The sequence below is a fragment of the Nonomuraea sp. NPDC003709 genome (assembly GCF_040610775.1).
GTDB lineage: Bacteria > Actinomycetota > Actinomycetes > Streptosporangiales > Streptosporangiaceae > Nonomuraea > Nonomuraea angiospora_A.
On sequence record NZ_JBEXMW010000012.1, the window covers coordinates 53,090 to 71,845 of the forward strand.

An 18,756-nucleotide genomic window follows, 5' to 3' on the forward strand; every position below is an offset into this window, starting at 1 on the left:
GCCCGATGGGGCACGGCCCATCGCGCGTAACCGATCCCTTCGAGGAGCATCCTCATGCGCCCATCCCAATAGCGCCATCCGTTTCCCTAGCTGATCTTGATGGCCCGCCCGACTGGGCGGGCCTTTCGCGTGTCCACCCCTATTCGGAGGATCCATGCATGCAGAGCCGGTGACCTACGGCAAGCCGGTCGAGCGGAAGGTGACCGGCGCGACGGTGGGCAGCTGCCTCAGCCTGCTGGCGGTCCTGACCGTCCTGCAGACGGTGAATGCAGACCTCGACCTCATCGCGTTCCTGCCCGACTGGCTGGAATCGCTGACGGTTCCGCTGCTGCCCGGCCTGATCACGTATATGTCGGGTTACAAGGCTAAGCACACCGCCCGGCCCGACCTGCCGCTGGACCAGCGTTGATACAGCCAAGACATTGACCACGCCGCCTTTTTTGAAGATGTAAGCGTTTTCCGTGATAACTTCGCGCAATAAGAGGTTGGTGCATAAGATCGACTTCCTTGATTTCCGTCCTCGCGCAAGTCGTTTTCATCTGCAAAGCTGGAAGCATGGAGGACGGGGGCGTGGCGTCTTATATCTCTAGCGGCGACGGGAGGGCCGAGGACGACAATGGGTCCGGGGCACTCCCGTCCACCGAAACCTCGGAAGCCGACTTAGGAGACACAAAGGTCATATTCACCGCAAGCCGACGCGTTCGGCCAAAAGTCGACCTAGGTGACAAGAGTGCCGTATTTGATGCAATCGGGCTTGTCGCACGCGACTTCGATCTGGACAGCATTAAATCTATATTAAGTGCCAGTCGAAGTGTACGGCCGTCCGCCGCGATCAGCGTGTTCGTCACGATCCGGGCATTCGTCACGATTGGTATGTTCGTAAGGATCTTACTCTTGACGAAAGGAGGGCGATATTCCGCGCGAGTCGCTGTCTCGAACGCGATTTCAACCAGGACGCCATAGGGAGCGCCAGTATCGGCGAAGCCGCCATCTCAGGCATGATCCGCAATGCATCGCCTGAGATGAGCACTGAACAGGTCGCGAAGATTGCTCAGGCCATCGTTGCCCAACTCGAAGCCGCCGCCCTGCCTGCACGTCGCCGCCAACGTCGCCGCGAGTGGAAGCTCTTCATTATCAGCCTCGTCGCCAGTGCCCTGCTGTCCATCCCAATCGGCATTTGGATCAACAGCATCAGCTAAGCCGCGGGCTTCCCTCCGGCCACGAGTCGGACGGCAGCTGGGCCGGTCAGGCCGTACTGGCCTCCGTGGCGGCGCCGGTTCGTGAAAGTTTGAGGCCGAGCGTCTCCAGCAACGGCTGCGCACCCATCACGAGGTACCAGGACTTTGCCTGGCTTCACATCGGGGGCACGCATCTGCACGAAGATCCAGTGCACGTTGCCGGGATGCAGGTCCACCGGCTGCACTCGGAGCGCGCCGGGGCCTTCCAGGTAACGGGCCATAGTGGTCAGCCAGGCGGTGCGAAGGCAACCTCGAAGACCGTCTCGGCGACAGTGACGACGCGCTCATCGGCGCGGCCCGCGCTCAGATGCTCGCCTACCTGGCGCTGTCGCTCCGCTCCCGCCTCGCAGCTCCGCACCGTGCTCGTTCCCGCCGACCGCGCGTCCCGTCATCGGCGCTCCGGGCTGATCACGCCTCTGGAGGACGACGACCTCACCCGCGCCATGCGGGCCGATGCCCGTGGAGCAGCGCGCCACATCGAGCGGTACGCCCTGCGCGCCCGTATCCGTTCCATGAGCCTTGACGACTTCCTCGCCTGCCGCATCCCCGGAACCGAGGTTCACCTCGGCATGTCCCGGAAGCTGTACGCCGCCTGCGAGCGCCTCCACGAGGAAGACCTCGCCATCGCCCAGCGCACCCCGGGCCTGCGCGCCGAGGACCAGCCGGCCGATGACCAGGAACTCAGCGACGACGCTCAGGAAGAACAGCGACTCACCCAGCGGCGGATCTTCCGCGAGCAGCAGAAGGAAGCCCGCCCCCGGCTCCGCGACGCCTACCAGCGGGGAGCGACAAGTGACCGGAGTGATCTGCTGCGCCGTCCCCAGGAGCCAGAACTCGACCTCGAAGGCGACGAGGGGCTCCTCGAAGCGGCGACGCCGGAGACGTACCTGGCCGTCAGCCCCTACGGCCTGCCCCCAGCACGCGCCCAGCTATTAGGCTCGCATTCGATCAGGGGTGACCTCAGGTCAGGCGTCCGGAGTACGGGGAAGCTCCGGGGCGCGGCGGTCGGCGCTGCCGCGATGAGTCCCGACCGGGCACGCCAGGGGCTCGGAGGGGGATCGGGTGGACGGCGCCGTGTCCGATGGTGGTGATGGCCGTGGCCACGGCCGCGTACCGGGCGGCTTCGACGGCGGTGGCGCCCCGCAGCAGGCGCGCGGCGAAGGCCCCGTCGAACGTGTCGCCCGCGCCGGATGCGTCGACCGGGATGACCAGATGGGCCTTGACGTGGGTGACCTCACCGCCGTCGGCCACCAGAGCCCCTGGCATCGGCGGCCGCGGACCTCTGGATCTCACGGCAGTGACGCGAGCATTCGCTCTCCCGCCGATCGCAGATGGGCGGTCATCGCGGCCGCCGCAGCCGGGCTGTCGCCCGCCACGACTGCTCGTACGATGGCTTCGTGCTCGTCCCGGGTGAGCTCGGCGGCGCCTTCCCGGGCGTAGAAGATCCGGAAAGCGCGCGAACGGACGAACAGCCGCTCCAGGGTCTCGGCCACGATCAGGTTTTTGGCCATCTCGGCGAGTTTGCCGTGCAGTAGTTCGTCTGCCTTGGCCAGCATGGTGAGGTCGCCGCCGGGAACGTCGACCTGTCGGCGCAGGAACGCCCGGTCCTCCGCGCGGAACTCCTGGGCGGCACGGGCGGCCGTGGGAGGTTCGAGCAGGAGCCTGAACTCGTACAGGTCGGAGATCGTCTTGTGGTCGGGCAGGTCGGCGGCGACGAAGCCGCGGTAGGGGTGCTTGCTGACCAGGCCGTCGGCCTCCAGGCGGCCCAGGGCCTGGCGGATCGGCGTGTTGGAGATCTTCAGCTGGGCCGCCAGGGCGTCGATCTTGACCCGGCTGCCATGTGGGATATGGCCACTCAGCAGCATTTCTCGCAACACGTCGTACACGTCGTCGGCCAGCACTTGCCGGCGGGGGAGCGCCGGTGCCGGCGCGGGTGAGTCGGTCATCCAAGCCTCCTGACGTTCACAACATAGCGACAAATGGGGGTTGACGTCGCCGTAACATACATGCAACATCTGACTTCAGACATCGTACACGATTTTGTCGAGGCAGCTGTGATCAGATTTCGCATCCCCCTAACGGCGTGCCTCGCAGGCGCCCTGCTCGCCGCCTGTTCGTCCAACACGCCCGCAGCCGTCAGCGGTGCCATCACCGAGGATCGTGACGCGACATTGCTGGTGTGGAGTGACCCCACCCGGCTGGCCGGATTCGAACAGTTCAAGAAGACGCACCCGAACCTGAAGATGAAGGTCGAAACCTACGACGGGCAGAGCCTGCTGACGAAGATCCAGCTGTTCAACCGCACCGGCAAGGGCTGGCCGGACGTCATCTTCGCCGGGCAGCCCAACATGGTCTCCCAGTTCGCCGGGAAGCTCGACTATGCCCAGCCCCTCGACTCACTGGTGCAGGAGCAGATCCGGAAGGACTTCGGCACGGCCAACGCGCCCTGCGAGGTGGGAGGCAAGCTGTACTGCCTGCGCAACGACCTGGCCCAGACCGTGCTGTGGTACAACAAGCCGCTCATGGAGCGCTTCGGCTATCAGCTCCCCAAGACCTGGAACGACTACCGGGCGCTGGGCGAGCGGGTGGCCAAGGAGCACCCCGGCTACGTCATCGGCAGCGCGGGCAGCTTCTTCACCTATTACGACTACTTCTGGTCCAGCGGCTGCCCGATCCAGCAGGTGACCGGGCCGGACAAGGTGCACATCGACCTGAAGGACCCCAAGTGCACCCGGGTCGCGGACGTGCTCGACCCGCTGGTCAAGAACGGCTCGGTCACCAAGGCGGGGCTCTTCGACCCGGAGATGGCCAAGCTGGGCAAGGAGGGCAAAGTCCTCATGCTGCCCGGGGCCTCCTGGCTCGGCGACTACCTGTTCAAGCCCAAGGACCTGTTCGCCACCCCCAACGGGCAGATCGCCGCGGCGCCGTACCCGTCCTGGGACGGCGAGACGACCAACTGGTCCGGCAGCGCGGGTGGCGGCGTCTACCTGGTCTCGCGCCACTCCAAGAACATGAAGGGGGCCGCCGAGATCATCCAGTGGATGACCACCGACGCCGGCTACCAGAAGGGCGCGCCGACCTACCCTGCCTACGGCCCCTCGGCCGACGCGTGGGCCAAGCGGCTGGCCGGTGACCCGTTCTACGCGTCCGACCCGTTCCCGGTGATGCGGGAGCAGGCGGCCAAGGTCAACCCGGTGCAGCAGCCCACCCGCTACGACGTCGAGGGCGCGTTCACCCAGACGGTGGTCCCCGCGATCCGCTCCGGCGGCAGTGTCCGGGCCGGCCTGGAGGCGTTGCAGGCCGAGCTGGTGAATTTGGCGAAGGCACAGGGCTATGACGTCGGGTAAGTTGTTCGGCTGGCTGTGCGTGACCCCGTACCTGGTGCTGCTCGCGGTCTTCGGGATCGGCCCCGTGATGTACGCCCTCTACGAGTCCCTGAGCGACCCGCGGGCCTACGGCAACGCGATCGCCGACTTCCGCTTCCTGCCCGCGCTGGGCAACGTGTCGCTGTTCATGGCGCTGTACCTGCCGGCCATGGTGATCGGCGTGCTGCTGCTGGCGCTGTTCGTCCAGGACCAGCGTCCCCTGTACAGCACGGCGCTGCGCCTGGTCTACATGCTGCCGGGTGCGGTCACCGGCTCGGCCAGCGTGCTCCTCTGGTACGTCATGCTCCAGCCCGCGCTCAGCCCCTTCGCCCCGCTGCTGCACGGCCTGGGCATGCGGACCGGCAACGACGTGCTGAAACCGTCGTACCTGGTGATGATCTTCGCGTTGATGGCCTTCGCCACCGGCTTCGGTCAGTGGGTGGTCATCATGTACGGCGCCCTGCAGGGAGTGCCGCGCGAGGTGCTGGAGGCCGCCAAGGTGGACGGCTGCACCTGGTGGCAGACGGCCCTGCGGATCAAGCTGCCGCTCATCTCCAAGTACGTGGTCTACATGGTCATCCTGGCCTTCACCGCCGGACTGCAGATCTTCATCGAGCCGCAACTGCTGTACGGCGTGGCCTTCACCGGCTCCAAGTCGTGGTCGCTGAACCAGCTCGGCCTGCTGTTCGCCTTCGACAACGGCGACTTCGCCGCGGCCGCCGCGCTGTGCCTGATGCTCCTGGCCGTCTGCACCGTGGCCGCCTGCTTCCTGGTCTTCAAGGCCAAGTTCTTCGAGACGGAGGTCGACCGATGACCGAGCGGCTCGGCGGGCCGTGGGTGTGGCGGACATCCGTGTCCGTCGTGCTCGGCCTGGTGGCCCTGGCCTGCGCACTGCCGCTGGTGTGGCTGGTGCTGGCGCCGACCAAGTCCGACGCCCAGATCACCGGCGGGCATCCGCTGTCCTTCGGCTCGCTCGACGGCTACCTGACCGCCTGGCGGAACCTGACCACCTTCAACGACGGCGTCATCTATCAGTGGATCGTCAACTCGGCGGTCTACACCGGCGGCGCGGTGCTGCTGTCGGTGACCACGTCCCTGCTGGCCGGGTACGCGCTGGCGGCGACGAGGATCGCCGGCCGACGGGTCATCCTCATCGCCACGCTGCTGGCGATGATCGTGCCACCCGCCGCGCTCGTGCTCCCGCTCTTCCTCGAGGTGAACGCGGTCCAGCTCACCGGCACCGCCTGGTCGGTGATCCTGCCCGCCAGCCTCTACCCGTTCGGGGTCTACCTCGCCTTCATCTACTTCTCCACCCTGCTGCCGCGCGAGGTGCTGGAGGCCGCCAGGATCGACGGCTGCTCGGAGGCCGCCCTGTTCGCCAGGGTCGCCCTGCCGCTGGGCAAGCCGCTGATCGCGCTGCTGACCTTCTTCGCCTTCATCGGCAACTGGAACAACTACTTCCTCCCGTTCGTGATGCTCGGCGACGACGAGACCTTCAACCTCCCGGTCGGGCTCGGCGTGCTGATCTCCGGCTCGCCCGCGCTCAACCCGGCACTGGGAGGCAGCGATCTCCCCATCCACCGGCCAGAAGCCGCGATAACGGGCGTGCTCACCGTGGTGCCCGTGGCGCTCGTCTTCCTGTTCGCCCAGCGCCACCTCGTGCGCGGACTGCTCGACGGCGCCGTCAAGAACTGAACCGCAACGGAGTGAATGTGAAGATCACCGCTGTCGACGTCGTCCTGTGCGCGCAGCCCGCCGTCACACCCGCCTTCCGCTGGCGCGACGGCCTGCCGGGGTCCGAGCCCGCGCACACCGGCGGCTGGCTCGTGCTGTCCACCGACGACGGGCACACCGGCTACGCCTACAGCCAACGCGGCGCCATCCTGGCTGACATCGCCGACCGGCGGCTGCGCTCCGAACTGCTCGGCGCCGACCCGCTGCAGCGTGAGTGGTTGTGGCACCGCGTCTGGGAGCTGGACCGCATCGAGGAGATGCCGCTCTACATCCACGGCCTGGTCGACGTGGCGCTGTGGGACATCGCGGGGAAGGCCGCCGGGCTGCCGGTGCACCAACTGCTCGGCGGGTACCGCACCGCCATCCCCGCGTACGCCTCCACCTCGACCTTCGCCACCGTCAGCGAGTACCTCGACGTCGCCGACCAGTGCCTGGAACTGGGCTACCCGGCCATCAAGCTGCACGCCTGGGGGAACGTCGACCGCGACATCGCCCTGTGCGCGGCACTGCGCGAGCACGTCGGCGACTCGGTGCCGCTGATGTACGACGGATCCGCCGGGTTCGACCTGCTCGACGCGATCAAGCTGGGCAGAGTCCTGTCCGAGGCCGGATACCTCTGGTACGAGGAGCCGATGCGCGAGTTCAGCGCGACCGCCTACCAGCGCCTGGCCGAGAAAGTGAACGTACCTCTGATCGTCGCCGAGACCAGCGACGGCGCCCACATGAACACCGCCGACTTCATCGCCAACGGCTCCGCCACCGCGGTGCGCACCAGCGCGGGCCTGCGCGGCGGCGTCACCGGGGCGATGCGGATCGCCCACCTGGCCGATGCCTACCGGATGCGCGCCGAGGTTCACGGCGGCGGCATCGTGCACACCCACCTGTGCATGGCCATCCCCAACACCACCTACTACGAGTCGTTCGTCCCCGCCAACCCCGTGACCAGGGAAGAGGCGGTCGATGCCAACGGGCTCGTCCACGCGGGAACCGCGCCCGGCATCGGATACGAGGCCGAATGGGAGCGCACTGCAGTACCGGCCGGGCTGGAGCCCTACACCTCCTGAATTCCCCCCAGCAAAGGAGAACACCAACATGAGCGACAAACGGAGCACCGGCCTGAGCAGGCGTGCCGTTCTGGCGACCGCCGCGACGCTACCCCTGATCGCGGCGACGCCCGCCGCGGCGGCGGCCAAGGGCTGGACGTGGAAGCTGCTCACCGAGGGCACGGACGTGTGGCAGCGCAACTCCTGGAAAGGCAGGGAGCAGTTCGACTTCCGACTCGGCGGTGGCGGCTGCATCCCGCAGATGCGGCACTGCCCGACCGGCTACCGGCCACTGCTCTCGCCCACCTACGAGGGCGAGGAGACCGACCGGGTCATGCAGGCCGTCCTGTGGGGCCTGAACGTCGAAGCCGCGACCAACGTCCTCGACCGGCGCTGGAACGTCAACCAGGCGGGCACCCGCCCCGGCGCCTACCAGCGCACGGTCCGCGTCGAGCGGACCACCCCGACCGCGACCGACGTGTGGACCATCGCCGACCGGCAGTGGTACGCCGAACTCGTCGCCGACTTCGCGGGATCGGACGCCGTCCCGCAGCTCACCCGCTACACCAGACTGTCCAACGGCACGCTGGAGATCCGCCGCGTCATCCGGCTGCCCAAGGTCGTCAACGCCGGAACGACAGTCGCGAACGTCGAGTTCTACCTGGAGAACTGGCTGCCGTTCCTGCGCTCCGCCGACGCCTTCACCGCCCTGGCGCTGCGACTCGACGCCAACGGCGACCCGAGCGAGTGGTACCGGGCGGGCCAGAACATCCCCTACTACCCGTGGACGCAGACCAGCACCACCAGCGGCTACGCCATGGTCTACCAGGAAGGCACGCACCGGACGACCCCCAACGTGGCCGTGGTCTTCTCCAAGAACCCGGGCACGAAGCACGCCACCTCGGCCGTGTTCGAGAATGTGCGCAACTCGATGGACTGGGACACCGGCATCGGCATCCTGCCCGGCGCCCACATCATCGGCGGGGAAGCCGACAGCATCCTGGACTACACGATCCGCATCGTGCCCAACGGCGGCACCAGCGCCGGCCTGGTCACCGACCTCAACGCACAGGTCGCCGCGATCCGGCCACCCGCTCTGTACGGCCCGTCGTACGCGCTGTCCGGCGAACTGGGCAGCATCGCGGGGCGGCTGCGCGGTTACCTGACCTCCGCCGAGGGAACGCGAACCAACCACCTCGCCCCGCTCCTGGTCTGAGTCCGGCGATCCCGGGCGCCGAGCAGGGATCGTGGGTATCGGCACCAACCGGCTCCGGCCCGTCCTCCTCTCCAACCGACGGTGCCGGCAGGTCCGACGTAGGTGACCGAGACCAGGCCGGCACTGTCGATGATCGCGGCGGGGCCGATGGCGATGGCGGGGCGCTGAGGTGTAGCGGTGGGGGTCGTCGCCGAACTCTGCGAGCACCCGGGCGCCGAGGATCGCTCCCAGCCCGGGCTGGGAGCAGATGATCTCAGCGGCCGGGTGCTGCTCAAAATGCGCCTCGACCTCCTTGTGCTGGGCCGCGACCTGCTCGTTCAGGGTGACAAGGACGGCGACCAGCGACCGTGTGGAGGCGGCGTGTGCGGCGGTGATGGCAGCCGGTTGGCCCAGGTGCCGCTCGCGCAAGGCGGCCTGGATCGGCGCGGCCTTGGCGGCCAGATCGCCGCGACGCCCGGCACGCCGCAGCGCCGCGCTGATCTGGCTGATGGTCGTCCTGCCCAGCTACTTCCTGCTGCGCGACAGTGCGCCTGCCGGTAATTCCATCCGTGCAGGTCTCGCGTCGGTGATCCGTCCAAGGTCTGTGATCGGGGCCGGGGCCGGGGCAGGACGCAGCGGGGCGGCTTGATTTAGGGCTTGGTGGGCTCGGTTCTGGTTGTAGAAGCGTTCGTACTCGGTTGCGTCCACGGGAGTGCTGTATGGGTTGGAGCACGTGCCGAGCACTGCGAGCGACCTCTACGGACGGTGCCTGCATGACTGGAGCGCGAAATCCACTTCCGCGGAGCTGGGATGCAACCGCCGAACAGGGCGGCGGCCGTGCTCCGTGCGTGCTCGTACGCCCCGACATGCGCCGTCAGGACGCGGCACTGCCTGACACGCAAAATGTGGGGAGGCGGCACGAACCACCACCAAGCGGCACCGCCTTCTAATCCGACGGTCGCAGGTTCGAATTCTGCAGGGCGCGCTTCTCCACCAGCGGAAATACCAGCCGCATCCACCTACTGCGGCGGCGTGAGGTAGAGCTGGGGCAAAGCTGAGTCACGCGCTGAGCTTTCGCCCCAGCGCGGACGCGGCGTTCAGCACCAGCTGGGCCGTCTCTTGGGCAGCTTGGTGGGCGGCCTCTGAGACGTAGGTGTCGGCGGTGAGTACGATGCTGGCGCGCCCGAGCATCGCCCGCACCACCTTCAGATCGGTGTACGCGGCCGGCGCCAGCGTGGCGGCGCCATGTCGCAGATCGTGCAGCCGGACCGGGGGGCGGCAACCAGGCGGCGGAAGCGACCAGTGAGGTAGTCCGGCCGCAGCGGCGCTCCGTTTACAGTCATGAACACTGCGCCTTTCAAGCTGCATATGAGTACTCGTGGAGAACTCCGCCGAGCCGGTCTCTTCGGCGTATGTTCAGGTCGGTGATCCGCTCGGGGTCTGTGATCGGGGCCGGGACGGGAAACAGCGGGGCCGCTTGGGCCCGGGCTTGGTGGGCGCCGTGCTGGTTGTGGATTCGTTCATACTCGCGCAGAGCATGGCGCAGATGACGTTCGTTCCACAGCAGGCGACGGTCGAGGAGTTCGCGGCGACAGGACTGCGCCCATCGCTCCATGATCGAGTCATGGTCAGCCGTTTAGATCGCGGTGAATCTGCCGTCCGCCGCGACCACGGTGCACGTGATGAGATCTGGAGCGCGGCCAGGCGAGGAAGCAGAGCACGTCGGCGATCTCCTCGGGTTGGGCCGCCCGGCCGGGTGGCTGGGCACGGGCGGGGTCATGTCCGCATGACGGACGCGAGGAGCGCCAGCTTGTCGGCGCTGTCGGTGCCGGGGTCGGGGTGGAGGACGACGAGCGCCTGGCCTGTCGCGCCGCTGACGCCCAGTCTCTCCCGGTTCAGTGACAGGCCACCGACCTGGGGGTGGTCGATGTGCTTGGGGGTGCCTTCGCATGTGTTCACGTCGTGGACCGGGATCCTGGTCCTGTCAGCCCGCATCCGCGCTCTCTCACGACAACAGCGTCCGCCGACCGCGCGGGCTACCGATGCGGTGGCGGGCGAGGGTAGTTCCGCGGATCGCTTATCACGGCGAGGATGCCGCGCGCACCGGTGAGCCGGCTCTGTGGTCGGTACCGACTGAGCGGAACGGCGTCACCTTTGGGAAGGGTTCGGGAGGGGAGTGTGTTGAGGCGAGGGTGCCGGGTGGCTGAAGAATGTTCATCGCCGGTCGTGGAATCCGGCTGACGTTAGTGGTTCGGGACACGATGACGACGGGGTGGGTCACGCTTCGCCCCAGGAGGGATGGGAGCTGATGAGCCTTCGCCAGTTCGAGTACGCCCTGGCGGTCGCGGCGGAGGGCTCGGTGACGGCGGCGGCGGAGTTGTTGCAAGTCGCCCAGCCGTCGATGTCCCAGCAGATCCGCAACCTGGAGCGTGACCTCGGCGTGACGCTGTTCGCCCGGACGTCGGCCGGACTGGTGCCCACCGCGGTCGGCCGGGCGTTCCTGAAGGAGGCGGAGGTCGCGGTGAACGCGGCTCGGCGGGCGCGGGCAACGGCGCGGGCCGGCGCGGATGACCTGGTGGGGGAGCTGGTCGTCGCGGCGCAGCTGGGCTTCGGCACGCGGCAGCTGCCGGGCGCGCTGAGCGTGCTGCGGCGCCGCTTCCCGCGGCTGGAGGTCACCGTCTTCGAGGAGTCGAGCTCCGCTGAGCTGGATCGGCTGTGCCGCAGGGGTGCGCTGGGCCTCGCCCTGATGGCCGCGTGCGAGCGGAGCCCCGCGGACGCCCACCGCCTCGGCGAGGAGGAGTTCGTCGTGGTGCTGGGCGCCGGGCACCGGCAGCTCGCCGCGGACCGGGTCGAGCTGCGCGAGCTGGAAGGGGAGCCGTGGGTCAGGTTCGACCGCGACAGCGCACTGGACGGCGTGCTGCTGGAGGTGTCGCGGAACGACGGGCTGACCCCGGCCACGGTCGCCCGCGTGTCCCAGACGGCGACAGCCGTTCGGTGGGCCGCCCACGGCCTGGGGGTGACGCTCGTCCCGGCCTCCGCGGTGCCCCGCGGTTATGAGCACCTCGCGCGTCCGGTGTTCCCGGCTGTGTCCCAGCCCGTCATCGCCGTGGTCCGGTCCGACGCGGGCCCGGCGGCGACCGCTCTGCTGGAGCTCCTGCGTCAGGAGATCTGGGACAGCTCCGCCTCCTTTCGCCGGTCAGGCACTGAGGCCGGTGAGCCGCACGATGAGATTGCCGCAGTGAACGCCGCCGAACAGCTCGTGCTGTGATCGGTCGTCCCAATGAGCGTTCGAGGATGGTGTGAGGGAAAGGTGATCCGGCCCGCGGTGTGCCATGAGGCGCAGTGGCCGGGCGTGGGGCCGGTCAGAGTTGGGTGACTCCGCCGTCCACGGCGAGCTCGACGCCCGCGGTGTACGTCGCGTCGAAGGCGAGGAACGCGGCCGCGGTGGCGATCTCGTCGAGGGTGCCGAAACGCCGCATGGGATTGTCCGCGACGCGCTCCGCCTTGAACTGCTCGGCGTCCTCCGTGGTCATGGAGCGTTCCAGAATCCCCGTGTCGATGGGACCAGGGCTGATCGCGTTGACGCGGATCCTGCGCGGAAGCAGCTCGCGGGAGAAACTGCGGGCCAGGGAGCGCACCGCCGCCTTGCCGGCCGCGTAGACACTGGTGTCCAGCATGCCGACGGCGCCGGCGACCGAGGTGGTGAGGACGACGCCGGCACCCGTGTTCAGCAGCGGGGCAAGCTTCTGCACGGTGAAGAAGGCGCCCTTGACGTTGATCGCGAACAGCTCGTCGTACACCTCCTCGGTCGTCGACTCGAAAGGCGTCAGGAGCGTGATGCCCGCGTTGACGAACAGGGCGTCGATCGTGCCGAGCTCGGCTTTCACCTGGTCTGCCAGGGCGTCGAGGTCGGACAGTGAGGACACGTCGCCGCGGAAGGCCACCACGTTCTCGCCCAACTGCTCCCGTGCGGCGTCGAGCGTGGCCTGAGAACGGCCGGTGATCACCACGCGGGCTCCGCCGTCCGTCAGGAACTTCGCGATCGCGAGCCCGATGCCGCTGCTGCCACCGGTGACCACTACATTCTTGTCGTTGTATTTTTCCATCCCATTATTCCTTCGTTGTTTGATGTAAAAATGTGCCGTCGAATTTCCCTTCGGCATCAGTTCCTGGGGTATTCGCCGCCGTCCACGGAGAAATAGGTCCCGGTGAGCCAGCTCGCCCGGTCGGACACGAGGAACAGCACCGCGCTGGCGATGTCTTCAGGCCGGCCGTCGCGCCCGAGCGGGGGTGTGGAGGTCGCGCCCGATTCCGCGTTGTCGCTCGCCCACCGCCTCCGCGTCTCCTCGCCGCCGGGCGTGGCGGTCCTGCCGGGGCCCAGGGCGTTGACCCGGACTCCGAACGGGGCCAGCTCCGCGGCCAGGGCCCGGCTGTAGCTCTCCAGCCCCGCCTTCGCCGCCTGGTAGTGCGCGAACACCGGCACCGGCGGGAGGAGCGCGGCCGTGGAGATGTGCACGATCGCCCCCGATCCCCGTTCCCGCATCCCCGGTGCCAGTAGCGAGTTCAGCCGCACCGCCGCCAGGAGGTTCAGCTCCAGCGCGTCCTGCCAGTCCTCGGCGGGGATCGTCATGGCGCTGCCGCCCGCGTTGGCCCGCGCACCACCCGCGTTGTGGACCAGGATGTCCACCCCGCCGAGCGTCTCCTGCACGGCCGTGGCCAGCGCCTCCGTCCCGGCCTGTGTCCGGATGTCGGCCGTCACGAAGGCGGCTCCCTCCGGCGCCGTGTACGTGGTCGACCTGGCGGTGGCCAAGACCTCGGCGCCCGCGTCCAGGAGTTGGCGCACGACGGCCGCTCCGATTCCGCGGGAACCACCTGTGACCAGGGCTCGCCTTCCTTTAAGCTCTCGCGGCTCAGCTCCGTTTTCGACCGTGGTCATGCTGCCATTCCTTTCGGTTGTTTGCTCATTCGCTCGGCGCGGGCACAGCGCGAATCTTTCGAGCAATCGCGGTGTGCGCCTCGTCGACCCGATTCACGGTATGTCCGGAAAAGAACGAGAGGCAAAGATGAAATATCAGCAGCTGCCATAGGGAATTCCTATGGGCGTCGCGGCTGCCGATGCCGCGAGGCCTGCTGTCGCCACAGTGTTCGCCCTGCCTGGGCCGGGGCTGCCCGGGTGGTGACGTCGGCGGCCTGGCCGTATGCTGCACGCTCTGACGCGACGCGTGGTATTCGGGCCAGAGACCGTCGTGACGGCGGCTCGTCTGAGCACCATCTGACCGAACAAGCCGGCAATTGTGGGCGGAAGTGTTGTCATGGCAGACCCTCTACGCGACGGAGACCCAGCCCAGGTCGGCCTGTACCGCTTCGAAATCCATCGCGTCGGGCTTGAGCTGGGAGTTTTCCGGAGTGGCTACGCGGCTCGGTGATACTCGTTGATCAATCCGCAGAGCACCTTCCGACGTTCGATCCGCCCCTCCAGCGGCAGGACGGTCCGATCGTCACGATCGGGTGGTCGCTGTGAGCGGGACTGGTGCGGGCGATGACGGTTGTGGTGGTCGACATACTCGGTCAGCACCGAGCGCAGGTGCCGTTCGTTGTAGATCAGCATGCGGTCGGTGCACTCGGCTTGTACGGTGCGCACCCATCGCTCGGCGTAGCAGTTGGCCCGTGGTGTGCGCGGCGGGGTCTTCACCACTGTCACGCCCGCGCCGGCGAAAACCGCGTCGAACACCTTGGTGAACTTGGTATCTCGCTCGCGGATGAGGAAGCGGAAGGAACCGACCCGGTCGCCGAGGTCCATGAGAAGGTTGCGGGTCTGCTGGACCGTCCACGCTCCGGCCGGGTGGGCGGTCACACCGAGGAAGTGAATGCGCCGGGTGGCGAAGTTCCACGAAGCTCGGGGCATCCTTGTCGAAAATTCAGGATCCGCTCACCGCGCGCAGCCTGGCCCGGTACACCTGGCGAGCCTGATCGTGCAGATCCCGGTGGGCGGTGCGCTGCGCGGCCGAGGCGAACGTGCCGTCCGCGTCCAGCAGCGGCTCCAGGAGGTCCAGCCAGCGCAGGCACCACTCGACGTCGGCCCGCCTGGCCACGTGATCCCCGATGTAGACCGGGCTGGTGTGCGCGTAGGCGCCCCCAGGGTGCATTGACCGGGGATGCGGCCCGCCTCCTGCCACGGCCACCACGTAGGTCGGTTCGTGCACGGTGAGCTCGGCGGTGAGCAGGCCGGGCCCGCCCTCCGCGATTACGCCGTCGGCGGTCCTGAGCTGGAGCCACTCCACCTCGGGGCCGACGGTTCGCGCGGTGATCGTGACGGTGTCGCCCTCGGCCGGCCGCATCGTGTCGCCCGGCCGGTGACCGCCGACGTCGAGCTCGAGCCAGGGGCCCGTGGTGGCGAACGTGCGGCCTCGGCGTACGGCTTCGGCGAAGGAAACGGCGGTCAGCGGCCCATCGACCCAGGCGTACACCCGCTCCCAGCCGGGCGGGCTCGACGCGGTGCCGCGCCGTGAAATGGACAGGACCGCGTCGGTGCCGGCGGTCACCGCGAGCCGGTTGCCGGCCCCGATGAGCCGGCGATAGACCACGGCGGTCGCCTGGATGGAGGAGTGGTTGAGCACGTCCAGGCTGTCGATCAGGCCGAGCGCCGCGTCCACCACGATCTCCCTGGCCGAGCAGTTGCGCCCGGCGGCGACGGCCCTGTCCGGCGGGTCGGTGTCGCTCAGATCGGTGTGGAACGGGTGGCCGTAGCCGGTGACCGCGCCAAGGCCGCGCAGTTCCGCCAGCGGAGCGCTGTTGGGATGCGCGTCCGGACTGTCACCGAAGCCGCTGTGGAAGCGCGTGGGCATGCCGGTGAGGCCGAAGGCGCTGAAGTGTCCGAGCAGGTCATTGCGGTATTCCACGCCGAACCTGGCGATGTGGCTCTCGTCCGACCACGGCAGGTCCCGCCCGACCCACTCCTCCAGCAGCTCCCGGTCATAGACCCGCTCACCTGCCACGTTGCCCGCGACCAGGTTCAGCACGTGCAGGTCCTCGCCGATCTGCGCGGCGGCGGCCCGCTCTGGGGTCGCCGGTTCGTCGCCCATCCAGTTGAGGTGGACGTGCAGGTCGCCGCCGTACCAGCCGCGGGCGGCCGCGTCGTAGAGACGTTCGGGCGTCAGCTCGACGGTCAGCTCCTCTCCCGGCGCGGGCTCCACGTCCACCGTGGCCGAGCCGTACTCCATGCCGCGCGTCACGGATACTGTGAGGCGCTCCGCGGGAACGTCGACCTCCAGGTCGTCGCCGTGGAAGTACGGTCGCAGCTGGGCATCCAGAGCGCGGACGGCGCCCCGCGGATACCATCCCTGCCCGTCCCCACTGGTGACGGTCCACCTGCACGGGAACCCGGCGCGCAGCCGCACCCGGGCTGCGCGCGCCCGCCTGGTGAGCGCGCCGAGGTCAATCCGCTCTCCGGCGATCACCGTGCCGGCGCTGGTGATCGCCACCAGTTTGGCGCCTCCCGGTGGAACGACGTGCGCGACGCCGTCGACCGTCACGGTGACCTCCTCCGGCATGCCGGAGTCCAGCAGCAGCGTGGTCGAGAGCGGCGCGTCATCAAGTACGGCCAGTGTCCGGGCCTCCAACCGGTGCCCTTCGGGAGTGAGGCGCAGAGCCGCCAGGTTGTCCAGGACGTCGCCACCCAGCGCGTCCCGTACCACGCCGTCCAGGTCGAGCTCGCCCATCCGCGCGTCCATGTCGCGGCGCGTCCCGCCGAGCTGGCGGAAGCAGGCGCTCCAGTAGTCGTAACCGTTCATGAGGTAGGCGCTCGTGTGCACCTCCCCGACGTAGGGGATCAGCTGCTCGCCCCACGTCACCCCATGGCGGTCGAGCAGGCGGCGGTAATCGTGCACGGACCCCTCCATCAGATCGCGGAAAGCAGAGCGCGGATGTCCTCGTCCCCGGGATCCAGACGCGTGGTGGGACTGCACCCAGCGTTCCATGATTGAGTTCATGCGAGGTATTCGGATGCCGGTGAGTACGGTCTGGATGCCTGCGTCGGCGAGGATCTCGTCCATGAGGGCGGGGAACTTCCCATCCCTGTCTCGGATCAGAAAGCGTGCCTGGCAGCCCGCATCTTCCAGATCCATCACGAGATTTTTCATCGCCTGGATCACCCAGTTCCCGCTCGGGTGAGCAGTGGTGCCCAGCACGTGGACGCGCCGGGTGGCGTGCTCGATGACAGCCAGGATGTGCTGGCGCTGGCCGCTGAGCATGATGGTCTCGATGAAATCGCAGGCCAGCAGTGCGTCTGCTTGCGAGCGCAGGAAATCGGCCCACGTGGTGGATGCCCGCTCGGGCGCCGGATCAAGACCTTCCTGCTTGAGGATCTCCCAGACCGTGGACGGTGCGACCTTGATGCCGAGCGTGGTGAGTTCACCATGCACCCCGCCGATATCCCCAGCCGGGGTTCTCCCGAACCAGGCGCAGGACGAGAGTGCGGATGGAGCGGACCGTGGGTGGGCGCCCAGGCTGCTTCGGCCGGCAGGTGCGGGCATGACGCCGTTGCATCAGATCGCGGTGCCAGCGCTGGACGGTGTCCGGCCGGACGAGGAGCCACAGTCGGCGCAGGGCCTCGCGGGGCAACGAGGTCAGCAGGGCGGTAAGAAAGGCTCGGTCCTCAGGTGCGAATCCTTGTCCCGATCGCCCATGGGCAGCAACCGCAGCGCGGCGAACGTGTTCGTGATGGTGAGGTAGGCCAGGCGAAGGAGCACGGCTGATCATCATGCCGCACTTGGTTCCGTCTCCGGGATGGCCGGAGCTCGCGCACACCACGCGAAGCCCTCGCAGGGTCATGACCTGGGCGGATGTAATCATGGGCCGGTGCACTGCGCAGCGGCCTGAGGCCTCCTTGACCTATCACTTCAGTATTCGGCGAATATTCCCTCGGGGACGAGCATGAATGACTTTGATCGCGACGAGTTTGTGAGCCTGGAAGAACAGATCCGGCGAACTCGTGAGATCCTTTGGAAGATGCCCTCTGCGCGACGATTCATTCAGGCGCTCGACGCGGAGGCCGAGCAAGACGGTGAAACCTACATCAGCATGTTCGAATATCTGCTCGAGGTCGTTGCCGAAGTGTTTATGCCAGCCGTGGAGGAGGACGACGACAAGGACGTGATCAGGTCCTTCCTCGACATCTGCGAAGAGCTTCTCAGCATGAACAGCAGCCTCCTTAGGGAAAATATCGACGATCTCGTGGCAAAGTTGCTCATTCGAGATTATCCTCATCTTATTTCGCAGAGCGGTCTGCAGCTACAGAAACTCGTCGCCACTCACTGAGACGATTCAGAACTTCAATAATTCGGCCATCTGCATCAGTGCACCCATGGGACAGCCAACATAATCATGGCCCCAGCTTCCTGCGGATGAGCGTGCAAGGGGCGGCGCGGGCCTGCTCCAGCGTGCCGACCAGTCAGGGTTCGTGCAGGATCGCATCGGCGGGGTCGCCTAAGAGGGCATTTGATTTGAGTAGATTGCGGCTTATGTTCTAGTAAGTGCCCCGCCAGGTTGGGGTGGTCTCGTCCGTTATGCGCTTGGTGAGGGTGTTGATCGATGCGAGGTGGATCATGGCCTGGGAGCTGGAGGGGAGGGTTTCATAATCGCGGGTTAAGCGGCGATAGAGCATGAGTCAGCCCAGGCTGCGTTCGACGACCCAACGGCGTTTGACGATGTGGCATCCGCGGGTCTCGGGCTTTCTGGCTACGACTTCGATGTCGATGCCCAATGTGGCGCCGTGCTCGATTACGGCATTTCTGAAGCCGGAGTCGACCCAGGTTTTCGTTATCGTCGGGTAGGCGGTTTTGGTTTGGTTGATCAGTCGCATTCCGATGACGTTGTCGGCCGGGCCTGCGGCGGCGACGGTCACGGCGAGGATGATGCCTTGGGTGTCGGTGGCGATGCCTCGCTTGCGGCCGACGATCTTCTTGCCGGGGTCGGTGCCTTGGCTGGTGAGCGGCACGTTGGTGGAGGTCTTCACGCTCTGGGTGTCGATCACGCAGGCGGTTGGTTCGGCTTTTCGGAGGTCTGCGCCGAGCTGTTGGTGGCCACGGCGCCGGCCAGCGCCTCGTCGTCGGTCATGACGCGCGACGGGGGAAGCTCGTCGTGGACGTTGCCCGCCGCCACCCAGGCCTGCGTCGGCGTACGAC

Annotated in this window: 19 protein-coding genes and 2 pseudogenes; 11 read left to right on the plus strand and 10 right to left on the minus strand. The window is 67.6% G+C overall.

Going from position 1 to position 18,756, the window contains the following annotated elements; all coding sequences use genetic code 11:
• Positions 1-169: 169 nt before the first annotated feature.
• The 3 genes from ABZX61_RS32720 to ABZX61_RS32730 all read left to right on the plus strand — a co-directional run bounded on the left by ABZX61_RS32720 (position 170) and on the right by ABZX61_RS32730 (position 2,329).
• On the plus strand, positions 170-409 hold the full coding sequence (locus ABZX61_RS32720) for a hypothetical protein (RefSeq protein ID WP_355199991.1): 240 nt from the start codon (positions 170-172) through the stop codon (positions 407-409).
• A 589-nt stretch (positions 410-998) separates the two neighbouring features.
• The gene (locus tag ABZX61_RS32725) at positions 999-1,199 is read left to right on the plus strand and encodes a hypothetical protein (RefSeq protein WP_355199992.1); all 201 of its coding nucleotides are present in this window, start codon (positions 999-1,001) and stop codon (positions 1,197-1,199) included.
• Positions 1,200-1,597: 398 nt separating this feature from the next.
• Positions 1,598-2,329 carry a hypothetical protein gene (locus tag ABZX61_RS32730; RefSeq protein WP_355199993.1) on the plus strand — a complete coding sequence of 244 codons (732 nt, stop codon included), beginning with the start codon at positions 1,598-1,600 and terminating at the stop codon, positions 2,327-2,329.
• A 22-nt stretch (positions 2,330-2,351) separates the two neighbouring features.
• On the opposite strand, the pseudogene ABZX61_RS32735 reads toward ABZX61_RS32730, so the two are convergent.
• Positions 2,352-2,504, minus strand: a pseudogene (locus tag ABZX61_RS32735) (PfkB family carbohydrate kinase); the annotation flags it as partial.
• Between the two features lie 23 nt (positions 2,505-2,527).
• Complete coding sequence (locus tag ABZX61_RS32740) at positions 2,528-3,184, minus strand: GntR family transcriptional regulator (RefSeq protein WP_355199994.1); 657 nt, start codon at positions 3,182-3,184, stop codon at positions 2,528-2,530.
• A gap of 108 nt (positions 3,185-3,292) precedes the next feature.
• Here ABZX61_RS32740 and ABZX61_RS32745 point away from each other — a divergent pair, with 108 nt between their 5' ends.
• The 6 genes from ABZX61_RS32745 (at position 3,293) to ABZX61_RS32770 (ending at position 9,136) form a co-directional block, all read left to right on the plus strand.
• Positions 3,293-4,585, plus strand: a complete 1,293-nt coding sequence (locus ABZX61_RS32745) for an extracellular solute-binding protein (RefSeq protein ID WP_355199995.1) — start codon at positions 3,293-3,295, stop codon at positions 4,583-4,585.
• Positions 4,572-5,417: a sugar ABC transporter permease gene (locus tag ABZX61_RS32750; RefSeq protein ID WP_355199996.1), complete on the plus strand. Its 846-nt coding sequence runs from the start codon at positions 4,572-4,574 to the stop codon at positions 5,415-5,417. The genes ABZX61_RS32745 and ABZX61_RS32750 overlap by 14 nt, the downstream gene beginning before the upstream one ends.
• On the plus strand, positions 5,414-6,298 hold the full coding sequence (locus tag ABZX61_RS32755; RefSeq protein ID WP_350727272.1) for a carbohydrate ABC transporter permease: 885 nt from the start codon (positions 5,414-5,416) through the stop codon (positions 6,296-6,298). The genes ABZX61_RS32750 and ABZX61_RS32755 overlap by 4 nt, the downstream gene beginning before the upstream one ends.
• A gap of 17 nt (positions 6,299-6,315) precedes the next feature.
• Complete coding sequence (locus ABZX61_RS32760; protein ID WP_355199997.1) at positions 6,316-7,401, plus strand: enolase C-terminal domain-like protein; 1,086 nt, start codon at positions 6,316-6,318, stop codon at positions 7,399-7,401.
• Positions 7,402-7,429: 28 nt separating this feature from the next.
• The gene (locus ABZX61_RS32765) at positions 7,430-8,596 is read left to right on the plus strand and encodes a hypothetical protein (RefSeq protein WP_355199998.1); all 1,167 of its coding nucleotides are present in this window, start codon (positions 7,430-7,432) and stop codon (positions 8,594-8,596) included.
• Between the two features lie 177 nt (positions 8,597-8,773).
• Entirely contained in the window at positions 8,774-9,136 is a 363-nt protein-coding gene (locus ABZX61_RS32770) for a hypothetical protein (protein WP_355199999.1), read from the plus strand.
• A 1,215-nt stretch (positions 9,137-10,351) separates the two neighbouring features.
• On the opposite strand, the gene ABZX61_RS32775 is transcribed toward ABZX61_RS32770, so the two are convergent.
• Positions 10,352-10,570, minus strand: coding sequence for a hypothetical protein (locus ABZX61_RS32775; RefSeq protein WP_355200000.1), 219 nt, complete (start codon positions 10,568-10,570; stop codon positions 10,352-10,354).
• Positions 10,571-10,883: 313 nt separating this feature from the next.
• Here ABZX61_RS32775 and ABZX61_RS32780 point away from each other — a divergent pair, with 313 nt between their 5' ends.
• On the plus strand, positions 10,884-11,843 hold the full coding sequence (locus tag ABZX61_RS32780; protein WP_355200001.1) for a LysR family transcriptional regulator: 960 nt from the start codon (positions 10,884-10,886) through the stop codon (positions 11,841-11,843).
• Positions 11,844-11,937: 94 nt separating this feature from the next.
• Here ABZX61_RS32780 and ABZX61_RS32785 read toward each other — a convergent pair whose 3' ends face one another.
• From ABZX61_RS32785 to ABZX61_RS32805, 5 genes are all read right to left on the minus strand, one after another.
• Entirely contained in the window at positions 11,938-12,681 is a 744-nt protein-coding gene (locus ABZX61_RS32785; RefSeq protein WP_355200002.1) for an SDR family oxidoreductase, read from the minus strand.
• Positions 12,682-12,737: 56 nt separating this feature from the next.
• Complete coding sequence (locus tag ABZX61_RS32790) at positions 12,738-13,511, minus strand: oxidoreductase (protein WP_355200003.1); 774 nt, start codon at positions 13,509-13,511, stop codon at positions 12,738-12,740.
• Positions 13,512-13,985: 474 nt separating this feature from the next.
• Entirely contained in the window at positions 13,986-14,480 is a 495-nt protein-coding gene (locus ABZX61_RS32795) for an integrase core domain-containing protein (RefSeq protein WP_355200004.1), read from the minus strand.
• Positions 14,481-14,493: 13 nt separating this feature from the next.
• Entirely contained in the window at positions 14,494-16,995 is a 2,502-nt protein-coding gene (locus ABZX61_RS32800) for a CehA/McbA family metallohydrolase (RefSeq protein WP_355200005.1), read from the minus strand.
• Between the two features lie 204 nt (positions 16,996-17,199).
• Positions 17,200-17,322: a hypothetical protein gene (locus ABZX61_RS32805; protein WP_355200006.1), complete on the minus strand. Its 123-nt coding sequence runs from the start codon at positions 17,320-17,322 to the stop codon at positions 17,200-17,202.
• Between the two features lie 184 nt (positions 17,323-17,506).
• Between ABZX61_RS32805 and ABZX61_RS32810 the strand changes: the two genes are divergently transcribed.
• The gene (locus ABZX61_RS32810) at positions 17,507-17,890 is read left to right on the plus strand and encodes a hypothetical protein (protein ID WP_355200007.1); all 384 of its coding nucleotides are present in this window, start codon (positions 17,507-17,509) and stop codon (positions 17,888-17,890) included.
• A 208-nt stretch (positions 17,891-18,098) separates the two neighbouring features.
• On the opposite strand, the pseudogene ABZX61_RS32815 reads toward ABZX61_RS32810, so the two are convergent.
• Together ABZX61_RS32815 and ABZX61_RS32820 are read right to left on the minus strand one after the other, a co-directional pair.
• Positions 18,099-18,629: pseudogene (locus ABZX61_RS32815) on the minus strand (transposase); the annotation flags it as partial.
• Positions 18,602-18,733 (minus strand): hypothetical protein, encoded by a 132-nt coding sequence (locus tag ABZX61_RS32820; RefSeq protein WP_355200008.1) that lies wholly within the window; start codon positions 18,731-18,733, stop codon positions 18,602-18,604. The gene ABZX61_RS32820 and the pseudogene ABZX61_RS32815, both read right to left, overlap by 28 nt.
• Between the last annotated feature and the right edge of the window lie 23 nt (positions 18,734-18,756).